The sequence below is a fragment of the Stenotrophomonas sp. YJH_SMC_64 genome (assembly GCF_059371375.1).
Genome location: NZ_JCAFUN010000010.1, coordinates 34,181 through 58,374, shown reverse-complemented (window position 1 = coordinate 58,374; position 24,194 = coordinate 34,181). Strand labels below are relative to the sequence as shown.

Genomic DNA, 24,194 nt, shown 5'->3' with positions numbered 1-24,194 from the left:
TCGACAAGGAGTCGAGCCATGCGTGTAGTTCCCAGTCTGTTGGCAGCCTCCCTCGGGTTGGTGCTGGCCGCGTGCCAGCCGGCCCAGCCGCCCGCCGCAGGCGGCAATGACGCCCCGCCTGCCGCGCCGCAGCCGAGCGCCAGCACCGAAGGTGGCAGCGAGACCACGTACCAGTGTGGTGATCTGAGCGTGCGCGCGACCTTCAATGGCGAGGATGCGGCCACGGTGGTGATCGGCGAACGCACCTTCGCCATGAGCTCCGAGCGTGCGGCGTCGGGTGCCAAGTACGGCGATGGCAAGGGCAACAGCTTCTGGACCAAGGGCAGCGATGACGGCCTGTTGAGCCTGAAGGGCGAAGCCGATCGCGAGTGCCATGCGGTCGAAGCCACTGAAGGCGATGGCAGCGCCGGCAATGCCGCGTTCCGTGCCACCGGCAATGAGCCGGGCTGGCTGGCGGTTGTCGACGGCGACACGCCGGGCCTGCAGGTGGAAGTGGATTACGGTGAGCGTCGTTTCGATGTCGCCCAGCCCACCGCAGGTGCTGACGGCTGGAGTGGCAAGGCGTCTGATGGCACCGACGTCAAGCTCAGCTTCCAGCGCACGATCTGCCAGGACGACATGAGTGGCGAGGCGTTCGAGGCCAAGGTGAACCTGACCATCGGCACCCGCCAGTACCACGGCTGCGGCAATTTCGGCGCGAAGCAGCCGTAAGCTACCTGTAGAGCCGAGCCACGCTCGGCTGCAGTCCCTGTCCAACGCACAGCAGCCGTGCGTGGGCTCGTTGCTACACGACTGCTACATCCGATGGCCTGCCTGCGGGGAATACGCCGCAGGCAGGGACAGGCAGCCGATCAGCGCGAGGCGCTTAGTCGGCACGGCCCGCGAATTCGCCGGTGGCGGTGTTCACCAGCACGCGTTCGCCGTTCACGATGTACTCCGGCACCATGATCTCGATGCCGGTGTTGAGCTTGGCCGGCTTCGGGCGCTTGGTGGCGGTGCCACCCTTCAGTTCCGGCGGCGTCTCGATCACTTCCAGCACCACCGAGGCCGGCAGCTGGATCGCCACCGGCTGCTCGTCGATGACCTGCACGTAGATGCCGGTCAGGCCGTCGGTGATGTAGCCGGCGTCGTCGCCGATCACGTCCGCATCCAGGGTGTAGGGGGTGTAGTCCTCGTCATCGAGGAACACGAAGGCGTCGCCGTCCTTGTACGAATAGGTGGACTGGCGGCGCAGCAGTTCGACCTCGACCAGGTTGTCGTCGGCATCGAAGCTGGCGTCGAGCTTGTTGCCGCCCGGCACGCTGTACATGATGAAGCGGAAGCGGACGTTGCCGCCGCGACCCTGCGGCGAGCTGCGCTCGATGTCGCGGATCTGGTACACGCCGTTGTTGTACTCGACGACGTTGCCCTTCTTGATGTCGTTGGCTTTCATGGTGATCTAGGTCGTTGGGGGAGGGCGCCGTCCCGGCGCCCGTGGGGAATCACTTCGGAGCGAGGCGGGTAGCGCCGTCCAGGCGGATGGTCTCGCCGTTGAGGTAGGTGTTGCCGAGGATGAAGCCGACCAGGCTGGCGAAGTCTTCCGGCTTGCCCAGGCGTGACGGGAACGGAATCGAGGCGGCCAGCGACTGCTGCACGGCTTCGGGCATGCCGTCGACCATCGGCGTCCAGAACACGCCGGGAGCAATCGTATTGACGCGGATGCCGAAGCGCGACAGTTCGCGCGCCATGGGCAGCGTCATCGAGACCACGCCGCCCTTGCTGGCGGCATACGCGGCCTGGCCGATCTGGCCTTCATAGGCGGCGATGCTGGCGGTGTTGATGATCACGCCGCGCTCGCCGTCGGTGCCGGCCTCGTTGTGCTGCATGCGGTTGGCAGCGGCCTTTGCAACGTTGAAGCTGCCGACCAGGTTCACCATCACCGTGCCCTGGAAGCCGGCCAGCGGCATCGGGCCTTCCTTGCCCAGCACGCGGCCGGCGCCGAGGATGCCGGCGCAGTTCATCGCCACGTTCAGGCCGCCGAGGAAATCGTGGGCCTGGTCGATGGCCGCGGTCACCGCCGCCTCATCGCTGACGTTGACGTTGAAATAGCGGGCCTTGTCGGCACCCAGCCCGGCAATGGCGGCAGCGCCCTTGTCGTCGTTGAGGTCGAACAGGGCCACCTTGCCGCCCTGGGCGACGAGGTGCTGGGCCACGGCCAGGCCGAGGCCGGAGACGCCGCCAGTGATCACGGCACGTACGGAAGACAGCTGCATTGAACGGTCCTGCAGGTTCGAGAACCGCCGATTCTAACGGAAGCCGCGACCGCCGCTGTTGTGCACTGCGCCGCCTTTGCGGGGCGGCGCAGCGCGGCGGTCAACCGGCGGCGGCCAGCGCCTGCCCGGTGCGGCTGGCGGTGGCGCGGCCGAGCAGGCCGGCCAGCCAGCGGCCGGTCTCAGCCAGTGCCGGCAGGTCCACGCCGCTGTCCAGGCCGAGGCCCTGCAGCAGGTAGACCACGTCTTCGCTGGCCACATTGCCGCTGGCGCCCTTGGCATACGGGCAGCCACCGGCACCCGACACCGCACTGTCGACCACGCGCACGCCTGCTTCCAGGCAGGTGGCGATGTTGGCGATGGCCTGGCCGTAGGTGTCGTGGAAGTGCACGGCCAGTGCTTCCATCGGAATCTCGGCAGCGACCGCCTGCAGCATCGCCCGTGCCTTGCGTGGGGTGCCGACGCCGATGGTGTCGCCCAGCGAAATTTCGTAACAGCCCATCTGGTGCAGGGCGCGTGCAACGCGCACCACATCAGCCAGCGGTACTTCGCCCTGGTAGGGGCAGCCGAGCACGGTGGAGACGTAGCCGCGCACGCGCACGCCATCGGCGGCGGCACGGCGCAGGATCGGCTCAAAGCGGGCCAGCGACTCGTCGATGCCGGCATTGGTGTTGGTGCGGTTGAACGCCTCGGACGCGGCGGTGAACACCGCTACTTCCTCGACGCCCACCGCACGGGCGCGGTCGTAGCCCTGTTCGTTCGGCACCAGTACCGGGTAGTGGATGCCGGGCCGGCGCTGGATGCCGGCGTAGACCTCGGCGGCATCGGCCAGCTGCGGGATCCACTTCGGGCTGACGAAGCTGGTCGCCTCGATGCTGCGCAGGCCGGTGGTCGACAGGCGGTTGATCAGTTCGATCTTGTCGCCGGTGGAGACCGACTGCTTTTCGTTCTGCAGGCCGTCACGCGGCCCGACCTCGACGATGCGGACGTAGTCGCTCATGCGGTTGCCCCATTTGCAGGGCGGTGGCAGACCGCCTCGATGTTGTTGCCATCCGGGTCCAGCACGAAGGCGCCGTAGTAGTCCGGGTGATACCACGGGCGCAGGCCCGGGGCGCCGTTGTCGCGGCCACCGGCGGCGAGGGCGGCGGCATGGAAGGCGTCCACCTGGTCGCGGCTGGCGCAGGCGAAGGCCACATGCACGCCATGGCTGGCGGTGCCACCATTGCCAAGCCAGAAGAACGGCTTGCCGTCGCTGCCGAAGCCGATGTGGTCGTGCGCGCCGGTCTGTTCGGCGGTCACTTCCATCACCACGCCGATCTGCAGTGGCGCCAGTGCCTGCAGGAAGAAGGCCTTGCTGCGCGCCAGGTCGGCGCTGGTCAAACCAAGATGATCGAGCATGTTCAGGCTTCCGTGACCCAGTGGGGCGCGCGCTTGTCGAGGAAGGCGCCGAGGCCTTCCTGGCCCTCGGCGGACACCCGCAGGCGCGCGATCAGGGCGGCATTATCGCGATCCAGGGTGTCGCGGTCATGGCTGTCGCGGACCTGGCGGACCAGTTGCTTGGCGGTGGACGAGGCGATCGGGCCGGCCTTGTCGAGCAGGGCCAGCTGGCGTTGCACGGCCTCGTCCAGGCGTTCGGGCTCGACCAGCTGGTGGACCAGGCCGATGCGCAGCGCAGTGTCGGCGTCGAAATGCTCGCCGGTGGCGAACCAGCGGCGGGCCTGGCGCGGGCCGATGGCTTCGATCACATAGGGCGAGATCACCGCCGGCAGCAGGCCGAGGCGGCTTTCGGTCAAGCCGAAGCGGGCCGAGGTGCTGGCGATGGCGATGTCGCAGCAGGCGACCAGGCCGACGCCGCCGCCGAAGGCCGCGCCATGGACCCGGGCCAGGGTCGGCTTGGGCAGCTCGTCCAGGGTGCGCATCAGCCGGGCCAGGGCCAGCGAGTCCTCGCGGTTATCGGCTTCGCTGGCCGCCGCCATGCCGCGCATCCACTGCATGTCGGCACCGGCCGAGAAGGAGGCGCCGTGGCCGGCCAGCACCACCGCGCGCACCGAAGCATCGTGGCCGGCGGCCTCCAGTCCGGCGGTCAGCCGGGCGATCAGCCCGGCGTCAAAGGCGTTGTGCAGCTCCGGCCGGTTCAGCCAGAGAGTGAGGACGGCGCCGCTGCGCTCGATCTGCAAAGCATCGTTCATGGGATTCCAGGGTCACTCCATACCTGTATGGATCATAGCGGGCCATTGGTCATGGGCCATGACGCGACGCGGGAATGTTAGAATCGAGAACCATTTACATCCAGCAGAGAACACGCTAGATGACGCTGTCCGAACTGCCGCTGCACACCTCGGCCGTGGTCGAGTCCGTGCAGGACCTGCATGCCAACGATGCCATCGCCCGTCGCCTGCGCGAGCTGGGTTTCGTGAAGGGCGAGGAAGTGCGCCTGGTGGCCAAGGGTCCGGTGGGGGGAGAGCCGCTGCTGGTGCAGGTCGGGTTCACCCGTTTCGCGCTGCGGATCAGTGAAGCCAAGCGGGTCGTGGTCGACGCCGCCAGCCAGGAACGACGCGCATGACTGCTACTGCCACTACCGCCCCCCTGCGCGTTGCGCTGGTTGGTAACCCCAACAGCGGCAAGACCGCACTGTTCAACCAGCTGACCGGCAGCCGGCAGAAGGTTGCCAACTACACTGGCGTCACCGTCGAGCGCAAGGAAGGCCGTCTGCGTGCGCCGTCCGGCCGCGAGTTCGCGGTACTCGACCTTCCGGGCGCCTACAGCCTGCATCCGGCCAGCCTGGACGAGGCGATCACCCGTGACCTGTGCCGGGGCTTCTACCCGGGCGAAGCCGCGCCGGATGTGCTGCTGTGCGTGATCGACGCCACCAACCTGCGCCTGCACCTGCGCTTCGCGCTGGAACTGCGCGAGCTGGGCAAGCCGATGGTGGTGGCGCTGAACATGGTTGATGCGGCCCAGCGCCGTGGCATCCAGGTGGACGTGGCCGCGCTGGAGCGCGAGCTGGGCGTGCCGGTAGTGGAGACCGTGGCGGTGCGCAAGCAGGGCGCCAAGGCCCTGGTCGAACGCCTGGATGCGATGGTCCCGCACCTGGATGCACCGGTGCCGGGCCCGGAAGGTGGCATCGATTACCACGCCAAGGTGCGCGAGATCCTGTCGGTGGCCGTGCGCATGCCGGCGCGGACCGCGAAGATCGACGACGCGCTGGACCGCTGGCTGCTGCACCCGGTGTTCGGCCTGATCAGCCTGGCGGTGGTGATGTTCCTGATCTTCCAGGCCGTGTACGCCTGGGCGACGCCGCTGATGGACGCCATCGAGGCCGGTTTCGCCTGGCTCGGCGCCTTCGTCGGCAGCGTGCTGCCGGAAGGCCCGCTGGCCAGCCTGCTGACCGACGGCATCATCGCCGGTGTCGGTGGCGTGGTGGTGTTCCTGCCGCAGATCCTGATCCTGTTCTTCTTCATCCTGGTGCTGGAGGAATCCGGCTACCTGCCGCGTGCGGCGTTCCTGCTCGACCGCATGATGGCCGCTGCCGGCCTGTCCGGCCGCTCGTTCATCCCGCTGCTGTCCAGCTTCGCCTGCGCAGTGCCGGGCATCATGTCCACGCGCAGCATCCAGGACCCGCGTGACCGCCTGGCCACGATCCTGGTGGCGCCGCTGATGACCTGTTCCGCACGCCTGCCGGTGTACGCGCTGCTGATCGGTGCGTTCATTCCGCAGAAGACGGTATGGGGCGTGTTCAACCAGCAGGGCCTGGTGCTGTTCGGCCTGTACGCGGCCGGCATCCTCAGCGCGCTGGCGATGTCGTGGATCATGAAGAAGTGGCGCCGCGACAAGAGCGAGCATCCGCTGATGCTGGAACTGCCGTCGTACCGCCTGCCGCACGTGCGTGACCTGGCGGTCGGCCTGTACGAGCGCGGCATGATCTTCCTCAAGCGCGTTGGCGGCATCATCCTGGCGCTGACCATCCTGCTGTGGGTGCTGCTGTCGTTCCCGGCAGCGCCGGCGGGGGCCACCATGCCCGCGATCGATTACAGCTACGCCGGCCAGATCGGCCATGCAATGGCTGTGTTCTTCGCGCCGCTGGGCTTCAACTGGCAGATCTGCATCGCGCTGATCCCGGGCCTGGCCGCGCGTGAGGTGGCGGTGTCTTCGCTGGCCACCGTGTATGCGTTGTCGGCAGCCGATGACGATGCCGCCAGCCAGGCACTGACCCCGCTGATCAGCGATGGCTGGTCGCTGGCCACCGCACTGTCGCTGCTGGTCTGGTACATCTACGCCCCGATGTGCATCTCGACGCTGGCCACCATCAAGCGCGAGACCAACTCGTGGAAGCAGATGGGCTTCGCTGCGTTCTACCTGTTCGCGGCGGCCTACGTGGCCGCGCTGATCACCTACCAGGTGACCAGGGCGCTGGGAGGCGGCTGATGGATGCCGGCCTGCTGATCCAGTACCTGATCATCGCGGTGGCCGTGCTGGTCAGTGCCTGGGTGGTGCTGAAGAAGCAGTTCCCCGGTACCGTGCGCAAGCTGCGCGGTGCGTTGGCGCTGGCCCTGCTGAAGCCGGGCCGTGCTGCCTGGCTGCAGGCGCTGGGGCGGAAGGTCGCGCCGCCGGCGAGCGGGAGTGGTGGCGCCTGTGGCGGTTGCGACAGCTGCGGGCCGACTCCGCCGAAGCGGCACTGACGCTGCTTCTCCTGCGCTGGTGGGTGCGAACCTTGGTTCGCACGCTTCCGGGGTTCAGACCTCTCTGCGGATGATCGCCCGGAAGCGTCCATCCCGATTCAATCGCCGCACCGATTCCCGGTTCCCATGGGTTGCCGCGAAGCCGGCCACGTCGGCAAGGGCATCGAGCAGCAGGCCTTTCAGTCCGTCGCGGTTACCAGCCTGCAGCAGGTCTTCAAGATCCTGCTGGATGAAGGCCCGGCGCAGGCCTGGTGTCTCTTCGATCCGCCAGTCGACGTGGGGCGTGGGAATGCTGGAGCGGTACCTGAAAGCCGTTTCAAGATCGTCAGGTGCGAGGGGATGCTCGAGCAGCTCTGGAAAGTAGAGTCCAGCATTCACATAGAAACCCCGGCTTTCGCTGGCACGCTGGTGATTCACGACAAGCAGGGCGTCATCCAGCAGGCGGTAGCGAGTGGTCGTGGTCCCGGCAAAGCCGGTCTTCCTGGCGCACTTGCTGAAGACAGTCGAGGATTTCATGGGCTTTGCCCGGGCCGGAACAGGGGGCCACAGCCTTGAGGCGCGGTGCCTGGCGGTCAATTGGCAAACGCGACACCCGCAACGAGCGCCCCAGGTGCGTGCGAACGCCCCGGGTGGGTGCGAACCTTGGTTCGCACGCTCTTCTGGCTAGTTGGCGCGTGAGCCCAGCTCCGCTGCCAGCGCCAGCCACCGGTTGCGTTGCTCCGGCGAGCTGTTGCGCACCGCGCCCACGCGGCTGACACGCACCGGGCGGATGCCGCAGAACTGCAGGATGGTGGCGCGGATCTGGGCGACGCCCGGGTCGCGGTAGATCCAGCGGTAGTACCAGGGCGGCGTATCCAGCGTGGTGATCACCCGCGCGCTGCGCCCGGCCAGCAGCCGGTCCCACCACACCGAATCGCGCCGGTAGCGGAAGGCGTACCCCGGCAGCAGCACGCGATCGAAGAAGCCCTTCAGCAGTGCCGGCATCGCGCCCCACCAGGTGGGGTAGACCAGCACCAGGTGATCGCAGGCCTCGATCGCTTCCGCGGCGTCCTGCAGGTCGGCTTCCAGCGGCTGGATCTGACGGTAGCCGTGGCGCAGTACCGGATCGAATTCAAGGTCGCCCAGTGCGATCAGGCGTACCTGGTGACCGGCGTTCTCGGCGGCGGTGGCGTAGCGCTGGGCGAGGGCGCCGCACAGGCTGTCGCGGTCGGGATGGCCGAGCAGGATCAGGATGGAACGGGACACGGCAACCTCGGGCAATGGAAAGTGCGCGAGGTTGGGGTCTGCCCCAGGGGCAGAGTCAAACCGGGGTGGTGCAGCCGCTGGGTTCCAGGATGCAGTCGCCGCTGCCGGAGTGCAGCCACTGCTGCAGTTCGTCGCTGACCAGCTGCAGGTCGCGCTCGACCTGTGCCAGCCGCATCCGCTCGTCGGCGATGCGGCCGCGCTGCTGCTCCAGCAAGGCCAGTACCGCTGGCCAGTCGAGCCGTCCATCGCGGCCCTGCAGGCGTGAGATCGCGGCCAGGGTGATGCCCAGCCCCAGCGCCTGGCGGATCAGCTGCACCCAGGCCACGTCCTGTTCGCTGTAGTCGCGATAGCGGTTCAGGCGTGGCACCGGCGGCAGCAGTCCGCGCGCCTCGTACAGGCGGATGGCCTTGGCACTGGCGCCGGGCAGGCGGCTGACTTCGGAGATGCGCATCGACTCAGTCCCGCACCAGGCCGCCATCGACCACCAGGTTCTGACCGGTCACCGCGCGCGACCAGGGGCTGGCGAAGAACAGCGCGGCATCGGCGAACTCGGCCGGCGTGGTGACGCTGCGCAACGGAGTGTTGGCGGCGATGTAGTCGAACACTGCTTCCGGCGTGGCGGCGCTGGCATCGGTGGTGCGCAGCAGGCCGCCCGACAACATGTTCACGGTGATGCCATGCGGGCCGAGGTCGCCGGCCAGGGTGCGGGTCAGCGACAGCAGTGCGGCCTTGGCGGCGGTGTAGTCGTGATAGGGCACCACCGGATTCTGGAACAGGTTGGTGCCGATGTTGATCACCCGACCGAAGCGACGGACCTGCATGCCGGGCAGGGCGGCCTGCACGGTGTTCAGCGCGCCGCGCACGCTGCCCTCGAACTGCGCCTGGAACGCCGGCCAGCCGATGTCGGCGGCGCCGTCGCGGGCATCACCATTGAACGAGAACGCTGCCAGTGCGTTGTTGACTACGGTGGTGACGCCCTGGCCGAAGTGGGCCAGGGCGTGCTGCAGCATTGCATCGACCTCGGCGCGCTCAGTGACATCGGCCGGCAGCGCGATCGCCTGTCCGCCCAGCTCGGCAGCCAGAGCACGTGCGGCGCCTTCGCTGCGGTGGTAGTTGATGATGACGCGCGCGCCCTGGGCGGCGAAGGCGCGGGCGATGTGCTGGCCAAGGCCGCGGCCGGCACCGGTGACCAGCACCAGCTGTTCGCTGATCTGCATGAGGGAGCTGCCATCCATTGCATGAAAGGGCATGCAGCGTAGCAGCGATGGCGCTTGCCGGAGCGGGCGTGCTGCCGCTAGCCTGCAGGCATGAACCAGACTCCCCTGCGATTGCTCATCCACGGTGCCTCCGGGCGCATGGGCCAGGCCCTGCTGCGGCTGGCCGCCGAACATCCCGAAACCCTGCAGATCGCCGCTGCGGTGACGGGTCGTGCGCCGGCCCAGCGCGTGGTCGATGGCGTACCGTTCTTCGCGGCCAGCGAGCTGCCCGGTGCGCCGGCATTCGACGTGGCGATCGACTTCAGCCTGCCGGAGGGTTTCGACCCGATGCTGGCACTGTGCGTGGAACGTGGTGCGGGGCTGGTCTCGGGCACTACCGGCATCTTCAGCACGCAGCGCCAGGCGCTGGAGGCGGCGGCGGCGAGGATCCCGCTGGTCTGGGCCTCGAACTTCAGCCTGGGCGTGGCGGTGCTGGACGAGCTGGTCGAGCGCGCGGCGCAGGCGCTGGCCGGCTGGGACTGCGACATCGTCGAGTCTCACCACACCCAGAAGAAGGACGCGCCGTCGGGCACTGCACTGACCCTGGGCGCGGCCGCGCAGCGGGGCGGGGCGGAGCCGCACTATGCCAGCCTGCGCGCTGGTGACATCGTCGGCGAGCATCTGGTGCAGTTCACCGGGCTGGGCGAGCGCATCGAGCTGGTGCACCGGGCCACCAACCGCGACATTTTCGCCCGCGGCGCCCTGTTCGCCGCCCGCCAGCTGCAGGGCCGCGCCCCGGGCAGCTACCGGGTACGGGACCTGCTGCAGTAGGGCGGTAGTGCCGGTCGCTGGCCGGCAGCTTCCGGGCGCCCGAAGGCGTGGGGATAGCCGGCCAGCGGCCGGCACTACCAGGCGGCGGACCGCGCATACGCCGCCGGATTGAAATGAATGCGCAATCGCCCGTTCATGAAGCGCGATAACCGCTGGCGCGAGCGCCCCGGCAGCGCTACAATTCGCACTCGCCGAATCACGAAAGCCGGACCGGTCCCAGACCGCACGTCCGCGCTTTTTTGCAACCGGATTTCCGTGAAGCGCAGGCGTGACTTCGGCAGCCCCCTCGGTAGCCAAAGTGAGATTCCCGTGACCCAAGCCGCAATCCTCGTCCTCGAAGACGGCACCGTATTCGAGGGCGAATCCGTAGGCGCGCCCGGCCTGTCCGTCGGTGAGGTGGTGTTCAACACCGCCATGACCGGCTATCAGGAAGTTCTGACCGACCCGTCCTACGCCCGGCAGATGGTCACGCTGACCTATCCGCATATCGGCAACACCGGCATGACCGACCAGGACAATGAAGCGTCCAAGGTGTGGTCGGCCGGCCTGATCGTGCGCGATGTTCCGCGTCGCCCCAGCAACTGGCGCAGCCAGGTGTCGCTGCAGGACTGGCTGATCCAGCGTGGCGTGGTTGCCATCGCCGGCATCGACACCCGCAAGCTGACCCGCATCCTGCGCGAGAAGGGCGCGCAGAACGGTGCGCTGATGGCCGGCGACATCGACGTGGAAAAGGCACTGGAAGCCGCCCGCAAGTTCCCGGGGCTGAAGGGCATGGATCTGGCCAAGGTCGTCACTACCGAGAAGACCTACACCTGGACCGAGGGCCAGCTGGACCTGGATGCCAATGCCTTCGTCAGCGTGCCGGCCAAGTACAAGGTCGTGGCCTACGATTTCGGCGTGAAGACCAACATCCTGCGCATGCTGGCCGAGCGCGGCTGCGAAGTGACCGTGGTGCCGGCGCAGACCCCGGCCGCCGAAGTGCTGGCGCTGAAGCCGGATGGCGTGTTCCTGTCCAACGGTCCGGGTGACCCGGAGCCGTGCGACTACGCCATCGAAGCGATCAAGACCTTCATCGACGTGAAGATCCCGACCTTCGGCATCTGCCTGGGCCACCAGCTGCTGGGCCTGGCCTCGGGCGCGCAGACCATGAAGATGGGCCACGGCCACCACGGGGCCAACCACCCGGTGCAGGACCTGGACAGCGGCCGGGTGATGATCACCTCGCAGAACCACGGCTTCGCGATCGATGAAGCGACCCTGCCGCCGACCCTGCGCGTGACCCACCGCTCGCTGTTCGATGGCACCAACCAGGGCGTGGCCCGCACCGACGTGCCGGCGTTCTCGTTCCAGGGCCATCCGGAAGCGTCGCCGGGCCCGACCGATGTCGGCCCGCTGTTCGACCGCTTCGTGGTGCTGATGGAGCAGGCCAAGGCGTGATCAGTACGCCGCCGGCCCCCGGTGGCGTCGCGATGGACCGTAAACCCCGCATCGCTGCTGCCCCTGGCGCGGCGCTGCGGTTCAAGATTCCTGATCGACAGCGTGCGATCACTCCCCCTTGTCACGCTGTACTGACTTAGAGAAGAAAATGCCCAAGCGCACTGACCTCAAGACCATCCTCATCATCGGTGCTGGCCCGATCGTCATCGGCCAGGCCTGCGAGTTCGACTACTCCGGCGCCCAGGCCTGCAAGGCCCTGCGTGACGAGGGTTACCGCGTGGTGCTGGTCAACAGCAACCCGGCCACGATCATGACCGACCCGGAGATGGCCGACGCCGTCTACATCGAGCCGATCAACTGGCAGACGGTCGAGAAGATCATCGCCAAGGAAAAGCCCGATGCGCTGCTGCCGACCATGGGTGGCCAGACCGCGCTGAACTGCGCGCTGGACCTGGCCGACAACGGCGTGCTGGAGAAGTACAACGTCGAACTGATCGGCGCCAAGCGCGAAGCGATCCGCATGGCCGAAGACCGCGAGCTGTTCCGCGTGGCCATGGGTGAGATCGGCCTGGAGTGCCCGACTGCCGCCGTCGCCCACACCCTGGACGAAGCGCTGGAAATCCAGACCCGCGTCGGCTATCCGACCATCATCCGCCCCAGCTTCACCCTGGGCGGCAGCGGTGGCGGCATTGCCTACAACCGCGAAGAGCTGGTCGAGATCGTCAGCCGCGGCCTGGAACTGTCGCCGACCACCGAAGTGCTGGTGGAAGAGTCGGTGCTGGGCTGGAAGGAATTCGAGATGGAAGTGGTCCGCGATACCGCGGACAACTGCATCATCGTCTGCTCGATCGAAAACCTGGACCCGATGGGCGTGCACACCGGTGACTCGATCACCGTGGCCCCGGCCCAGACCTTGACCGACAAGGAATACCAGCGCCTGCGCGATGCCTCCATCGCCGTGCTGCGCAAGATCGGCGTCGATACCGGTGGCTCGAACGTGCAGTTCGGCATCAACCCGAAGACCGGCCGCGTGGTCGTCATCGAGATGAACCCGCGCGTGTCGCGTTCCTCGGCGCTGGCTTCCAAGGCCACCGGCTTCCCGATCGCCAAGGTCGCTGCCAAGCTGGCCGTGGGCTACACCCTGGACGAACTGAAGAACGAAATCACCGGCGGCCTGACCCCGGCCTCGTTCGAGCCGTCCATCGACTACGTCGTCACCAAGATCCCGCGCTTCGCCTTCGAGAAGTTCCCGGCCGCCGATGCCCGCCTGACCACCCAGATGAAGTCGGTGGGCGAGGTGATGGCGATGGGCCGCACCTTCCAGGAGTCGGTGCAGAAGGCCCTGCGTGGCCTGGAAACCGGCAAGGTCGGCTTCGACCCGACCGGCCTGGACCTGGGCAACGAAGACGACCTGCAGACCCTGCGTCGCGAGCTGAAGGCGCCGGGCCCGGAGCGCCTGTTCTTCGTCGCCGATGCGTTCCGCGCCGGCATGAGCGTGGAAGAGATCTACGCACTGTCGTTCATCGATCACTGGTTCCTGGACCAGATCGAGGAAATCATCGCGGCCGAAGCCGAAGTCGCTGCCGGCGGCATCGATGCGCTGGATGCCGCACGCCTGCGCAAGCTGAAGCGCGCTGGCTTCTCCGACGCGCGCCTGGCGCAGCTGACCGGCACCAACGAAGCCGCCATCCGCGCGCTGCGTCGTGCGCACAAGGTGCGCCCGGTCTACAAGCGCGTGGACTCCTGTGCCGGTGAGTTCTCCACCGGTACCGCCTACCTGTACTCGACCTACGAGGACGAGTGCGAGGCCGCGCCGAGCAACCGCGACAAGATCATGATCCTGGGCGGTGGCCCGAACCGCATCGGCCAGGGCATCGAGTTCGACTACTGCTGCGTGCACGCGGCACTGGCGCTGCGCGAGGATGGCTATGAAACCATCATGGTCAACTGCAACCCGGAAACCGTGTCGACCGACTACGACACCTCCGACCGCCTGTACTTCGAGCCGCTGACCCTGGAAGACGTGCTGGAAATCGTCGAACTGGAACTGCCGAAGGGCGTGATCGTGCAGTACGGCGGCCAGACCCCGCTGAAGCTGGCGCGCGCGCTGGAAGCCAACGGCGTGCCGGTGATCGGCACCAGCCCGGACTCGATCGACCTGGCCGAAGACCGCGAGCGCTTCCAGCAGCTGGTGGACAAGCTGGGCCTGAAGCAGCCGCCGAACCGCATCGCCCGCAATGATCAGGAAGCCCTGCTGCTGGCCCGCGAGATCGGCTACCCGCTGGTGGTGCGCCCGAGCTACGTGCTGGGCGGCCGTGCCATGGAAATCGTCTACGGCGAAGCCGACTTGGCCCGTTACGTGCGCGACGCTGTGAAGGTGTCCAACGATTCGCCGGTGCTGCTGGACCGCTTCCTCGACAATGCTGTCGAGTGCGACGTCGACATCATCGCCGACAAGGATGGCAACGTCCTGATCGGTGGCGTGATGGAGCACATCGAAGAAGCTGGCGTGCACTCGGGCGATTCCTCGTGCTCGCTGCCGCCGTACTCGCTGTCGGCTGAAACCCAGGCCGAACTGCGCCGCCAGGTGGTGGAGCTGGCCAAGGCCCTGAACGTGGTCGGCCTGATGAACACCCAGTTCGCGATCCAGACCAGCGACGAAGGTGCCGACACCATCTACCTGCTGGAAGTGAACCCGCGTGCCTCGCGCACCGTGCCGTTCGTGTCCAAGGCCACCGGCATGGCGCTGGCGAAGATCGCCGCCCGTTGCATGGCGGGCAAGAGCCTGGCCGAGCAGGGCGCGACCAAGGAAATCGTGCCGGACTATTACTCGGTGAAGGAGGCGATCTTCCCGTTCGCCAAGTTCCAGGGCGTCGACCCGATCCTCGGGCCGGAGATGCGCTCCACCGGTGAGGTGATGGGCGTGGGCCGCAGCTTCAACGCCGCCTTCGCGCGTGCGCAGGAAGCCGGTGGCATCAAGGCTCCGCCGGTCGGCAAGGCCTTCGTTTCGGTCCGCGATCCGGACAAGAAGCGCGTGCTGCCGGTGGCCAAGGCGCTGCTGGCGCGTGGCTACAGCCTGGTCGCGACCCGTGGCACCGCCGCGTGGCTGCAGCAGCACGGCATGGACTGCGAGATCATCAACAAGGTGGTCGAAGGCCGTCCGCACATCGTCGACTCGATCAAGAACGGCGAGATCGTCTACATCGTCAACACGACCGAAGGTCGTTCGGCGATCAACGACTCGTTCTCGATCCGTCGCGAGGCGCTGCAGCATCGCGTCACCTACTCGACCACCATTGCCGGCGCCAAGGCGCTGGTGGATTCACTGGAATTCCGCGGCACCGGCCCCGTCTGGTCGCTGCAGGAGCTGCACAAGGAGTTGAATGCATGAGAGCCCCCATCACGATGAAGGGCGCGCAGAAGCTGCGCGACGAACTGGATCACCTGAAGTCGGTCAAGCGCCCGAAGGTGATCGCCGCCATCGCCGAAGCACGTGAGCATGGCGACCTGAAGGAGAATGCCGAGTACCACGCCGCGCGCGAGGAACAGGGCTTCATCGAAGGCCGCATCAAGCAGCTCGAAGGCGAGCTGTCGCACGCCGAGATCATCGACGTGAGCAAGCTCAATGCCGGCTCCAAGGTGGTGTTCGGCGCCAGCGTGACGCTGGCCGACGTGGAAACCGACGAAGAGAAGAAGTACCAGATCGTCGGTGACCTGGAGGCGGACATCAAGCAGGGCCTGATCGCGATTTCCTCGCCGGTGGCGCGCGCGATGATCGGCAAGCTGGAAGGTGATTCGATCGTGATCGACGCCCCGGCCGGCCAGCGCGAGTACGAGATCGTCAGCGTCAGCTACGTGGACTGACCCGGTGGCAACGGCGACCCTGCTGTTGCCGGCACGCAGCCGCTTTGCCGCGGCTGCGCTGCCGGACGATGTGGCGCGCGCGCTTGGCCGCGCCACGACGGTGCAGGTCGCACCGGGTGAACGCGCGCAGCTGACGCGCCATTTCACGGTCGCCGCGCCGCAATGGCCGGTGGCCGCGTTGACCCGCCAGCGCGACGTCGGCGATGCCGCTGGCGCCAGCTGGCTGCGTGCCGATCCGGCCTGCATGGTGCCGGACATGCATGGCGCGCGGATGATGGCCTACGGCGAAACGCTGCGACCGACCCTGGCCGACTGCCTGGCCCTGCTGCCGGTGCTGCAGCCGTTGTTCGCCGATGCCGGATTCGTGCTCGACGCACCGGACCCTTCGCGCTGGTACCTGCGCCTGCCGATCGACCTGGCCCTGCCGGACTTCGACAGTCCGGACGAGGTGCTGGGCGATGACCTGTTCTCGCACCTGCCGGAAGGCGAGGTCGGCCGCCGTTGGCGGGCGCTGATGACCGAAGCGCAGGTACTGCTGCACAACCATTCCTGGAACCAGCAGCGCGCCGCGCAGGGACAACAGCCGATCAATTCGCTGTGGTTCTGGGGTGGTGGCGTGATGCCGGTATCGGTCAGCACGCCGCATGCGCAGGTGCGCAGCCGCGATGCGCTGCTGCAGGGCCTGGCTCTTGCGGCTGGCGTAGCCGTGGATGGCGAGCAGGCGGTGGATGCACTGGTTGATCTGCGCCAGCTGCGCTCGCTGCAGCAACTCGGCAACGATGCGATCCGTCCGCTGCTGGCCGCGCTGAAGCGCGGCGAGCTGCAGCGGCTGGTGCTGGATTTCGAGGACGGCCTGCAGTTCCAGCTGGATCGCGGACAGCGCTGGCAGTTCTGGAAGAAGCCGCGCCAGCTTCACGACTGATCGGGGCTCGGCCGAGCGGGGTCGGATCCGTTTTCCTAGGGAAAACGGCTCTGACCCCATTTTGTCTATCGATATCTGAAAGATGTGTCGACCAAGGTCGACACCTACCAGCAGCGGCGTGAACCTGTCGAAGGTGGGGCGGTGTCGGATTGCGGGCGTGTCAGCCGCATGGATGCGGCTGCCAAGCCTACAGGGACGTACTTGCGGCGTCCCCGCAATCCGACACCGCCCCGCCAACCCACGGACTCCCCGCTGTTGCTGTTGCTTCGGATGTTGCTTCGGCAGGTGCAGGGCGCAGCCCTGCAAACAATCACCTCACCGTGCTGACCACGGTCGGCAGCTGCCAATGCCCTCCCGCCACGCCGCGGCACTGCCCGGTGGTGAACTCGCCGCTCTTCACGAATCGCGCGCCATCCCAGGCCCAGTCGTGGCCGGAGAAGCAGTCACCGATGCCGCGTCCACGGAAGCGCCCGCGCAGCGTCGCGTCATCGCGATCAAAGTCCTCCGCGTTGGAGGTCACGAACTTCGCCTGGTACGGCGCCTTGTCCTGCACTACCCAGTAGCCGCTGCTGAAGTTGTAGGCACCCATGAAGCAGCTGGTGCTTGCCAGTACATGCTGGGCGTCCAGTCGCTGGATCTCGATCTCGTCTGTCCCGCCCTCGCTCAGGCGGCCGCACTCATCCGGCTTCGGCAGGCTGGCGATCAGTGCCTTGCGCAGGCCCGGTGCGTTCGCCAGTGCCGCGTCCGAGGCGCGCGGTGCCATCAGCGTGCCGCGCATGATCACTGGCACCGGCAACGCCGCAGGCACGCTCGCTTCGGGCTTGTCGCCACGCCGCACCAGCGCACCGGGTGTGCCCAGCCGGCCCTGGGCCTCGTCCATCTTCAGCAGTACGGCCGCTGCACCGCTGTCGGAGATCGGCCACGCCTTGCCCTTGCCGTCGATGATGTCGATGCGTGCGTGGCGCGGCAGCGCGGCGACCAGCGCATCGGTCTGTCCCTGCTGCAGCAGTACTTGATCTCCGTCGCCGGTGTCGCGCACCGGGCCCAGGTCCTTGCCGTTCAGGCGCAGGCGCAGCGCCCCGGTCGGCGTCGCGCTTTCGCCATCCTCGCCGTTGCGCAGCCGCGCGAGCACCTTCGTACCCGGGCCGCCCACGCGTTCCAGCATCAGGCTGAGCAGATTGCCGGGTTGTTCCGGACTGTAGCCGGCGGCGCGGCAGGTGCCGGTGTTGTCACAGGCCAGCGACCAGTCGTTGTGTTGGAACTGCACGCCGGCCTTCGGTTCGGGCGTGGCGGCGTGGGTGGCCGGGGCCAGGGCGAGGCCCAGCAGCGCGGGAAGGAGCGTACGATGCATGCGTTGAAGTCCATTTCCGGGCCGACAAGCATGGAAGATAGGCTGGCAGATTCCAAATGCCAGCGATCGGGGTGGAGCCTCCTGCGGGCAGAGAGATCCGACCCCGCGCTATCATGGGGATGTCTTCCGCAACCCGGCGATGCCGATGTCCCTTGCCGCCGATGCTGCGCAGCCGTCCTCTGATACGCCGATGATCCGCCGCCGCGATGCGGTCGTACCCGGCAGCTGGCCAGACGGCACGCTGCCACTGCTGGCGCGACTCTATGCCAGCCGCGGCGCCGGTACGCCAGAGCTGGCACTGCCGAAGCTGGGCAGCCTCCACGCGCCGGAGCTGCTGACCGGCATCGATGATGCGGTGGGTCTGCTGATCGAGGCCATCGCCAACGACAAGCGCATCCTGGTGGTCGGCGATTTCGATTGCGATGGCGCCACCGCCTGTGCGGTCGGCGTGCGTGGCCTGCGCATGCTCGGCGCGCAACACGTCTTCCACGCGGTGCCGAACCGCATGGTGCACGGCTACGGCCTGTCACCTTCTCTGGTGGAGGAGCTGGCCGCGCTGCAGCCGGACCTGCTGGTTACGGTCGACCACGGCATCGCCTGCCATGCGGGCGTGATCGCGGCGAAAGCGCGGGGCTGGCAGGTGCTGGTCACCGACCATCACCTTCCCGGGCCGCAGCTGCCGCCGGCCGATGTCATCGTCGATCCCAATCTCGACGGTGATGCGTTCCCCAGCAAGTCGCTGGCCGGTGTCGGTGTGATCTTCTACGTGCTGATGGCGCTGCGCCGGCACATGCGCGAGGCCGGCGTCTTCGCCGATGGCAAGGGGCCGGACCTGACCACGCTGCTGGACCTGGTGGCGGTCGGCACCGTCGCCGACCTGGTGGCGCTGGATCCGAACAACCGGGCACTGGTCAGCGCGGGCCTGCGCCGTCTGCGCGCGGGGCAGGGCTGCGTCGGCCTGCGAGCGCTGATCGAAGCCAGCGGCCGTGATGCGGCGCGGCTGACCGCCACCGACATCGGCTTCGCGCTCGGCCCGCGCCTGAATGCCGCGGGCCGGCTGGAAGACATGGCGCTGGGCATCGCGCTGTTGCTGACCGAAGACCCGCGCCAGGCGCGGGAGATCGCGCAGACGCTGGAGCAGATCAACTCGGAACGCCGCGCGGTGCAGCAGGCGATGACCGATGACGCCGAGCAGGCGTTGACCCGCGTGGTGCTGGACATGGCCGGTCAGCGACCGGTGGCGGCCTGCCTGTTCGATGCCGACTGGCATCCAGGCGTGGTCGGCCTGGTCGCATCGAAAATGAAGGATCGCCTGCATCGCCCGGTGATCGCCTTCGCCCCGGCCGAACCCGGCGCCGACACCCTGCGCGGCTCGGCGCGCTCCATTCCCGGCCTGCACATCCGTGACGCGCTGGCGTTGGTCGATGCGCGCCATCCGGGCCTGATCGAGCGCTTCGGTGGGCATGCCATGGCGGCCGGGCTGAGCTTGCGGCTGGATCACATCGATGACTTCAAGGCCGCCTTCGTCGCGGTGGTGCTGGAGATGCTCGACCCGGCGGCACTGCAGCAGCAGGTGCTCAGTGACGGCGAACTGGCCGCCGACGAACTGGACCATCGCCACGCCGATGCGCTGCGCCTGGCCGGGCCGTGGGGGCAGGGTTTCCCCGAGCCACTGTTCGACGGCCACTTCGAAGTGGCCAACTGGCGAGTACTGAAGGAACGCCACCTCAAGCTGGAACTGCGCCTGCCGGGCGTACCCGGCACCATCAACGCCATCCATTTCGGCGGCTGGCACGGCAATGCGCCGGGCCGCCACGTGCACCTCGCCTACCGCCTGGCCTGCGATGACTACCGTGGCGGCAGCGCCATCCAGCTGATCATCGAACACTGCCTGCCCGCCTAGAAAAAGGGGACGGAGGGGATTAAGCCGCTTTTGCCTTGTTTGCCAATTGCGACTTAATCCCCTCCGTCCCCTTTTTGGGGGCCCGCCAACCCCGTTACGGTTGCTGGTGCGTTCAACGATCCACGATCCCACTGGAGTCCGGTCATGGTCTTCGCCCGTTGCTGCACTGTGTTGTTGCTGGCCCTTGCGGCCTGGCCCGCTGGCGCGCAGTCGCCGCCGATCTCCCGGCCGCAGGCCAGCACGCCGTTGCTGATTGCCCCGGCTGCCGAGCAGGCGGTCCAACTGCGACACGCCCGCATCGAAGGCGAGGTCCAGGCCGGCGTTGCCCAGACCCGGATCACCTTGGAATTCCACAACCCGAACCGTCGTGTGCTGGAGGGTGAGCTGCAGTTCCCGCTGGCTGATGGCCAGCAGATCACCGGCTTCGCGCTGGATATCAACGGCGAGATGCGTGACGCGGTGCCGGTGGCCAAGGACCGCGGCCGCCAGGTGTTCGAGGAAATCGCCCGCCGTGGTGTCGATCCGGGCCTGCTGGAACAGACCGCCGGCAACCAGTTCCGCCTGCGCGTCTACCCGCTGCCGGCCGGTGGCAGTCGGCGTGTGCAGCTGGTGATCCGCGAACCGCTGGCCTTCGCCGGCCAAAGCTGGCAGTGGACGCTGCCGCTGCAGTTCGCCGCCGGTGCAGCCTCGGTTGAACTGAAGGTGCATGCTCCCGACGCGGCCACCGCAGGTGCTGCGCCATTCCGCATCAGCGCGGGCCAGCTGCAGTGGCAGGGCAAGGGTGCGCAGCTGCCGAAGCAACTCCAGTGGAACCTGCCGGCAGCCCGCCACGCACAGGTGCAGGTGGCGCCCTGGCAGGATGGGCACTACCTGTTGGCACAGCTGCCGGTGGCGGCCAGCAGTACACCCCGCACGTTGCCCAGCGAGATCGGCCTGCTGTGGGACGGCTCCGGTTCGGCGGGGCAGCGCGATCGCACGCGTGAGTTCGCCCTGCTGGATCGCTATTTCGCCGCGCTGGGTGACGGCACCGTGGCCTTGACCGTGCTGCGTGATCGCGCTGAACCGGTGCGTCGCTTCCGCATCCGCGCCGGTAACTGGAACGAGCTGCGCGCAGCACTGCAGGCGGTGCGCCCGGACGGTGCCAGCGCGCTGGCGCAGTGGCAGTCGCAGCCGGGCGTGAAGGAGTACCTGCTGGTCAGCGATGGGCTGTTGACCTACGGGCCGGAACAGCTGCCGGCGATGGCGCCGGATCAACGCCTGTTTGCGGTCAGCAGCGCCGGTGCGCGCACCGATGCCGTGCGACTGCGTGGTTGGAGCGAGGCGCATGGCGGTCGCTTCGTCGCGCTGGGTACGGATGTCGATGCGGCGGCGCGCGAGCTGCTGTCGTCGCCGCTGGATGTGCAGGTCGATGCGGGGCGCGGCGTGCAGGACGTGGTGATCGATCGTCGCAGTGAAGCCCAGGGCTGGCTGTGGCTGCACGCACGACTGGCGGCCGACGGAGTGCCGATGCGGGTGCGCGTGGGTGGCGGCGAATGGCAGGCGCTGCCCGCCACGCAGAAGAGCAACGACGGTGAACTGCTGGCGGGCTTGTGGGCGCAGGCGCGCCTGCAGCAGCTGGCCGCCGACCGCCGTGGCAACCGCGAGTCGATGCAGCGGCTGTCGCAACAGTTCGGCCTGGTCGGGCCGGATACCTCGCTGATCGTGCTGGAGACGCTGGAGGACTACCTGCGCTATGCGATCCGCCCTTCGGGCACGCTGCGCGCCGGGTACGACGCCAGGTTTGCAGTGCAGGTAAGAGATCGCGCCGCTGCTGATCGCCAGCGCCTGGATGAAGTGGCGGCACGCTGGAAGGAGCGCCAGCAGTGGTGGAACCGCAGCTGGCCGAAGGGGGCGTCGCCGCAGGCGAAGGGCGGGGCACTGGAAGTGGCCTCGGCGGACCATGCGATGGAATCGGCGCCGGTGGCGATGCTCGCCGCGCCGGCCCCTGCGGCACCACCCGCCCCGGCACCGATGGCCGCCGCCGCCGAGCAGCGCATGGAAGCCAGCAGCGCGCGTGCACGTCGCTCGGCGCCTGCATCGAACATGGCCCTCGATTCAATCACGGTCACTGGTGGCCGTGTCGCTGCGCCCGCTGCCGCCAACGAGGGCGAGCTCGGCATCCAGCTGGCGGCCTGGCAGCCGGACTCGGCCATCGCCCGGCGCCTGCGCCAGGGCCCGGCGTCGCAACTGTATGACCGCTACCTGGCCGAGCGCGATGCGCATGCCGACAGCAGCGCGTTCTTCCTCGACGTAGCCGACCTGCTGCTGGAGCAGGGTCAGCGCGACCTGGCACTGCGTGTGCTGTCGAACCTGGCCGAGATGGATCTGGACAACCGCCACCTGCTGCGCGTGCTCGGTTACCGGCTGATGCAGGCTGATGCCCCCGCACTGGCGGTGCCGGTGTTCGAGCAGGTCCTGGCGATGGGCCAGGAAGAACCGCAGAGCTTCCGCGACCTGGGCCTGGCACTGGCCGCGGCCGGCAAGCCGCAGCAGGCGCTGGCGCCGCTGTACCAGGTGGTGGTGCGGCCGTGGGACAGCCGCTTCGATGGCATCGCCCTGATCGCACTGGATGAACTGACCAACCTGGTGGCCCGCAGCACGCCCCGGCTGGATACCACCAGTATCGACCCGCGCCTGCTGCAGGCGATGCCGCTGGACCTGCGCGTGGTGCTGTCGTGGGATGCCGACAACAGCGACATGGATCTGTGGATGACCGACCCGAACGGCGAGCGCGCGTACTACGGCAACCGCCTGACGTACCAGGGTGGGCAGATGTCGCAGGACTTCACCGGCGGCTATGGCCCCGAGCAGTTCTCCCTGCGCAACGCCAAGCCAGGCAAGTACAAGGTGGAAGCGAACTACTTCGGAAGCCGCCAGCAGCTGGTGACCGGCGCGACGACCCTGATGCTCCGCTTGACCACCCACTGGGGCACGGCCAAGCAGAAGGACCAGATGGTGACGATGCGCCTGAAGGATCGCGCCGAAACCGTCCTGGTGGGCGAGTTTGAGGTGCGTTGATCGCTCGGACGTCCGCGTAGCGTCGAGCTTGCTCGACTGCTTTGCTGTAGAGCCGGGGCCATGCCCGGCTCACGGCACAGGCAGCCGAGCCTCGGCGCGGCTCTACAACGCCACGGTGCGCGCCTTTGACGCCGCTGGCGGTTCGGCACGCAGGCCGAACAGGGGCCGCAGCCAACGCACGCGACGGATCAGCAACTCATGGATCAGCAGGCAGCCGCCGACAGTGCCGCCCAGCAGCAGGGCCGGTTCCATCCACGGTCCCAACCGAAGCGGCCTGAGCCAGAACAGCAGGGCGATGATCAGGCTCTGGTGCAGCATGTACCACGGATAGATCGCCTCGGTGCAGTACGGCAGCCAGCGGAACGGGCGATCGAGGAAGACCTTTCCCCAGCCGAGGATGGCCAGCAGCGCGGTCCATACGTAAAGCGACTGGCTGGCCCGGCCCTGCAGGTCCCAGAACGGTTCGGGCCATTGCCGCAGCGGTGAGTCGGCGGGCAGCACCTGGCCGAGGATGCGCAACCCCAGATACCAGCCAACGGCAGCAAGCGCCAGCCACAGCGTGGTGCGGCGCAGGGCGACCACGCGCTGCCAGAACACCGGCTCACGACCCAGCAGGTAGCCGGCCAGGAAGACCGTTGCGTACTTCGCGTGCTGGTACCAGTCGCTGAGCAGGGCATTGGTGGACGGGTAGATCGGCTCCAGCCAGATCACCCAGGCCAGCAGCAGGGCGGACGGAAGGCCGATCAGCAGCATCGGCGATGCTGCGCAGAACGCCACCGCGCGGCGCACCACCGCCGTTCCCAGCAACGGCATCAACAGGGCCAGTGCCAGCGTGTAGTCCCAGAGATACGCCAGGTACCACAGATGGTTCCAGGTGATGCCGTACTGCCAACCGGCGAAACTCCCTTCCGGCCATGGCCGCACCTGCCAATAGCGCAGCAGGAAGTGGCCGAAGCCGGGTGCCACGTGGCCGTTGGCTACGCCTTCGCAGTAGGGCTGGATCGGCACGATCACGAACATGCCGAACAGCAGCGGCAGCAGCAGCCGCCAGGTGCGCAGGCCGGCGAAGCGCAGCAACCTGCCTTCCGGCCGCATCAGCGCGATGGCGATACCCGAGATCAGGAACAGCAGCGACATCCGCCAGCGGTTGACGAACAGCATCGGCCACTGCAGCCATTCGGCGGTATGCACGCTCTTGAGGTGAAAGCCCCAGTCGTCCACGTAGGCCATGGCGGTGTGGTAGAGGATCAGCAGAGCGAAGGCGAACACGCGCAGGGCGTCGATGTCATGGCGTCGGGTCATGGTGGTGGTGTGCCGGAGAGTCGAGCCAAGGTGACGCCGTCCGGTCCGTGCGGCGACCGGCAAGGGGCCGCTGGAACCGACGCAGTGACCAATGGCGGGGGTGGTGGGACCAATGGAGCCGCTACCCTTGGTCCCTTGAGGCAGGCTGGAGCACCGCA

At 67.8% G+C, this 24,194-nt stretch carries 22 protein-coding genes; 11 read left to right on the top strand and 11 right to left on the bottom strand.

The features are described 5' to 3' along the window. Positions 1-18 precede the first annotated feature (18 nt). On the top strand, positions 19-711 hold the full coding sequence (locus tag AC5P9L_RS12175; RefSeq protein WP_227415206.1) for a COG3650 family protein: 693 nt from the start codon (positions 19-21) through the stop codon (positions 709-711). Between the two features lie 154 nt (positions 712-865). Here AC5P9L_RS12175 and yeiP read toward each other — a convergent pair whose 3' ends face one another. The 5 genes from yeiP to AC5P9L_RS12150 form a co-directional block, all read right to left on the bottom strand. Next, entirely contained in the window at positions 866-1,432 is a 567-nt protein-coding gene (gene yeiP, locus AC5P9L_RS12170; RefSeq protein ID WP_005409468.1) for an elongation factor P-like protein YeiP, read from the bottom strand. A gap of 49 nt (positions 1,433-1,481) precedes the next feature. After that, positions 1,482-2,252, bottom strand: a complete 771-nt coding sequence (locus tag AC5P9L_RS12165) for an SDR family oxidoreductase (RefSeq protein ID WP_005409469.1) — start codon at positions 2,250-2,252, stop codon at positions 1,482-1,484. Positions 2,253-2,352: 100 nt separating this feature from the next. Beyond that, complete coding sequence (locus AC5P9L_RS12160; RefSeq protein WP_088430885.1) at positions 2,353-3,249, bottom strand: hydroxymethylglutaryl-CoA lyase; 897 nt, start codon at positions 3,247-3,249, stop codon at positions 2,353-2,355. Further along, positions 3,246-3,647: a VOC family protein gene (locus AC5P9L_RS12155; protein WP_005409471.1), complete on the bottom strand. Its 402-nt coding sequence runs from the start codon at positions 3,645-3,647 to the stop codon at positions 3,246-3,248. Before AC5P9L_RS12155 ends, AC5P9L_RS12160 begins: the two co-directional genes overlap by 4 nt. A 2-nt stretch (positions 3,648-3,649) precedes the next feature. Continuing rightward, the gene (locus AC5P9L_RS12150; protein ID WP_087803362.1) at positions 3,650-4,438 is read right to left on the bottom strand and encodes an enoyl-CoA hydratase/isomerase family protein; all 789 of its coding nucleotides are present in this window, start codon (positions 4,436-4,438) and stop codon (positions 3,650-3,652) included. Positions 4,439-4,557: 119 nt separating this feature from the next. Here AC5P9L_RS12150 and AC5P9L_RS12145 point away from each other — a divergent pair, with 119 nt between their 5' ends. The 3 genes from AC5P9L_RS12145 to AC5P9L_RS12135 are packed head-to-tail and all read left to right on the top strand — an operon-like array spanning position 4,558 to position 6,928. Next, on the top strand, positions 4,558-4,812 hold the full coding sequence (locus AC5P9L_RS12145) for a FeoA family protein (RefSeq protein WP_005409473.1): 255 nt from the start codon (positions 4,558-4,560) through the stop codon (positions 4,810-4,812). Beyond that, positions 4,809-6,674, top strand: coding sequence for a ferrous iron transport protein B (feoB, locus tag AC5P9L_RS12140; protein ID WP_088430887.1), 1,866 nt, complete (start codon positions 4,809-4,811; stop codon positions 6,672-6,674). The genes AC5P9L_RS12145 and feoB overlap by 4 nt, the downstream gene beginning before the upstream one ends. Further along, positions 6,674-6,928 carry a DUF6587 family protein gene (locus AC5P9L_RS12135; RefSeq protein WP_005409475.1) on the top strand — a complete coding sequence of 85 codons (255 nt, stop codon included), beginning with the start codon at positions 6,674-6,676 and terminating at the stop codon, positions 6,926-6,928. The genes feoB and AC5P9L_RS12135 overlap by 1 nt, the downstream gene beginning before the upstream one ends. A 54-nt stretch (positions 6,929-6,982) precedes the next feature. Here the strand turns inward: AC5P9L_RS12135 and AC5P9L_RS12130 are convergent, their stop codons facing one another. The 4 genes from AC5P9L_RS12130 to AC5P9L_RS12115 all read right to left on the bottom strand — a co-directional run bounded on the left by AC5P9L_RS12130 (position 6,983) and on the right by AC5P9L_RS12115 (position 9,390). After that, complete coding sequence (locus tag AC5P9L_RS12130) at positions 6,983-7,444, bottom strand: DUF4304 domain-containing protein (RefSeq protein ID WP_012480065.1); 462 nt, start codon at positions 7,442-7,444, stop codon at positions 6,983-6,985. Between the two features lie 147 nt (positions 7,445-7,591). Continuing rightward, a complete protein-coding gene (locus AC5P9L_RS12125; protein WP_109337580.1) occupies positions 7,592-8,173 on the bottom strand; it encodes an NAD(P)H-dependent oxidoreductase in 582 nt (193 codons plus the stop codon). 55 nt (positions 8,174-8,228) lie between these two features. Next, positions 8,229-8,624, bottom strand: coding sequence for a MerR family transcriptional regulator (locus AC5P9L_RS12120; RefSeq protein ID WP_227415205.1), 396 nt, complete (start codon positions 8,622-8,624; stop codon positions 8,229-8,231). A gap of 4 nt (positions 8,625-8,628) precedes the next feature. Continuing rightward, positions 8,629-9,390: a 3-oxoacyl-ACP reductase gene (locus AC5P9L_RS12115; protein WP_423160106.1), complete on the bottom strand. Its 762-nt coding sequence runs from the start codon at positions 9,388-9,390 to the stop codon at positions 8,629-8,631. Positions 9,391-9,480: 90 nt separating this feature from the next. On the opposite strand from AC5P9L_RS12115, the gene dapB reads away from it, so the two are divergent. The 5 genes from dapB (at position 9,481) to AC5P9L_RS12090 (ending at position 16,423) form a co-directional block, all read left to right on the top strand. Then, the gene (gene dapB / locus AC5P9L_RS12110; protein WP_099523820.1) at positions 9,481-10,200 is read left to right on the top strand and encodes a 4-hydroxy-tetrahydrodipicolinate reductase; all 720 of its coding nucleotides are present in this window, start codon (positions 9,481-9,483) and stop codon (positions 10,198-10,200) included. A 309-nt stretch (positions 10,201-10,509) separates the two neighbouring features. After that, complete coding sequence (carA, locus tag AC5P9L_RS12105; RefSeq protein ID WP_005413213.1) at positions 10,510-11,637, top strand: glutamine-hydrolyzing carbamoyl-phosphate synthase small subunit; 1,128 nt, start codon at positions 10,510-10,512, stop codon at positions 11,635-11,637. Positions 11,638-11,785: 148 nt separating this feature from the next. Continuing rightward, positions 11,786-15,028 (top strand): carbamoyl-phosphate synthase large subunit, encoded by a 3,243-nt coding sequence (gene carB, locus AC5P9L_RS12100; RefSeq protein ID WP_279915852.1) that lies wholly within the window; start codon positions 11,786-11,788, stop codon positions 15,026-15,028. An 8-nt stretch (positions 15,029-15,036) separates the two neighbouring features. Continuing rightward, positions 15,037-15,501, top strand: coding sequence for a transcription elongation factor GreA (gene greA, locus AC5P9L_RS12095; protein WP_181453298.1), 465 nt, complete (start codon positions 15,037-15,039; stop codon positions 15,499-15,501). A 4-nt stretch (positions 15,502-15,505) separates the two neighbouring features. Continuing rightward, positions 15,506-16,423 (top strand): hypothetical protein, encoded by a 918-nt coding sequence (locus tag AC5P9L_RS12090; RefSeq protein WP_012480070.1) that lies wholly within the window; start codon positions 15,506-15,508, stop codon positions 16,421-16,423. Between the two features lie 310 nt (positions 16,424-16,733). On the opposite strand, the gene AC5P9L_RS12085 is transcribed toward AC5P9L_RS12090, so the two are convergent. After that, positions 16,734-17,774, bottom strand: a complete 1,041-nt coding sequence (locus AC5P9L_RS12085; protein ID WP_043035391.1) for a DUF1176 domain-containing protein — start codon at positions 17,772-17,774, stop codon at positions 16,734-16,736. A 145-nt stretch (positions 17,775-17,919) separates the two neighbouring features. On the opposite strand from AC5P9L_RS12085, the gene recJ reads away from it, so the two are divergent. Both recJ and AC5P9L_RS12075 read left to right on the top strand, forming a co-directional pair. Continuing rightward, on the top strand, positions 17,920-19,677 hold the full coding sequence (recJ, locus tag AC5P9L_RS12080; RefSeq protein ID WP_279915602.1) for a single-stranded-DNA-specific exonuclease RecJ: 1,758 nt from the start codon (positions 17,920-17,922) through the stop codon (positions 19,675-19,677). Between the two features lie 144 nt (positions 19,678-19,821). After that, positions 19,822-22,734: a DUF2135 domain-containing protein gene (locus AC5P9L_RS12075; RefSeq protein WP_279915601.1), complete on the top strand. Its 2,913-nt coding sequence runs from the start codon at positions 19,822-19,824 to the stop codon at positions 22,732-22,734. Between the two features lie 102 nt (positions 22,735-22,836). Here the strand turns inward: AC5P9L_RS12075 and AC5P9L_RS12070 are convergent, their stop codons facing one another. Next, positions 22,837-24,036, bottom strand: coding sequence for an acyltransferase family protein (locus AC5P9L_RS12070; protein WP_279915600.1), 1,200 nt, complete (start codon positions 24,034-24,036; stop codon positions 22,837-22,839). Positions 24,037-24,194 lie beyond the last annotated feature (158 nt).

Coding starts and splice junctions, on each gene's coding strand:
- AC5P9L_RS12175 (WP_227415206.1), top strand. CDS start 19: ATGCGTGTAGTTCCCAGTCTGTTGGCAGCCTCCCTCGGGTTGGTGCTG.
- yeiP (WP_005409468.1), bottom strand. CDS start 1,432: ATGAAAGCCAACGACATCAAGAAGGGCAACGTCGTCGAGTACAACAAC.
- AC5P9L_RS12165 (WP_005409469.1), bottom strand. CDS start 2,252: ATGCAGCTGTCTTCCGTACGTGCCGTGATCACTGGCGGCGTCTCCGGC.
- AC5P9L_RS12160 (WP_088430885.1), bottom strand. CDS start 3,249: ATGAGCGACTACGTCCGCATCGTCGAGGTCGGGCCGCGTGACGGCCTG.
- AC5P9L_RS12155 (WP_005409471.1), bottom strand. CDS start 3,647: ATGCTCGATCATCTTGGTTTGACCAGCGCCGACCTGGCGCGCAGCAAG.
- AC5P9L_RS12150 (WP_087803362.1), bottom strand. CDS start 4,438: ATGAACGATGCTTTGCAGATCGAGCGCAGCGGCGCCGTCCTCACTCTC.
- AC5P9L_RS12145 (WP_005409473.1), top strand. CDS start 4,558: ATGACGCTGTCCGAACTGCCGCTGCACACCTCGGCCGTGGTCGAGTCC.
- feoB (WP_088430887.1), top strand. CDS start 4,809: ATGACTGCTACTGCCACTACCGCCCCCCTGCGCGTTGCGCTGGTTGGT.
- AC5P9L_RS12135 (WP_005409475.1), top strand. CDS start 6,674: ATGGATGCCGGCCTGCTGATCCAGTACCTGATCATCGCGGTGGCCGTG.
- AC5P9L_RS12130 (WP_012480065.1), bottom strand. CDS start 7,444: ATGAAATCCTCGACTGTCTTCAGCAAGTGCGCCAGGAAGACCGGCTTT.
- AC5P9L_RS12120 (WP_227415205.1), bottom strand. CDS start 8,624: ATGCGCATCTCCGAAGTCAGCCGCCTGCCCGGCGCCAGTGCCAAGGCC.
- AC5P9L_RS12115 (WP_423160106.1), bottom strand. CDS start 9,390: ATGCAGATCAGCGAACAGCTGGTGCTGGTCACCGGTGCCGGCCGCGGC.
- dapB (WP_099523820.1), top strand. CDS start 9,481: ATGAACCAGACTCCCCTGCGATTGCTCATCCACGGTGCCTCCGGGCGC.
- carB (WP_279915852.1), top strand. CDS start 11,786: ATGCCCAAGCGCACTGACCTCAAGACCATCCTCATCATCGGTGCTGGC.
- AC5P9L_RS12085 (WP_043035391.1), bottom strand. CDS start 17,774: ATGCATCGTACGCTCCTTCCCGCGCTGCTGGGCCTCGCCCTGGCCCCG.
- recJ (WP_279915602.1), top strand. CDS start 17,920: ATGTCCCTTGCCGCCGATGCTGCGCAGCCGTCCTCTGATACGCCGATG.
- AC5P9L_RS12075 (WP_279915601.1), top strand. CDS start 19,822: ATGGTCTTCGCCCGTTGCTGCACTGTGTTGTTGCTGGCCCTTGCGGCC.
- AC5P9L_RS12070 (WP_279915600.1), bottom strand. CDS start 24,036: ATGACCCGACGCCATGACATCGACGCCCTGCGCGTGTTCGCCTTCGCT.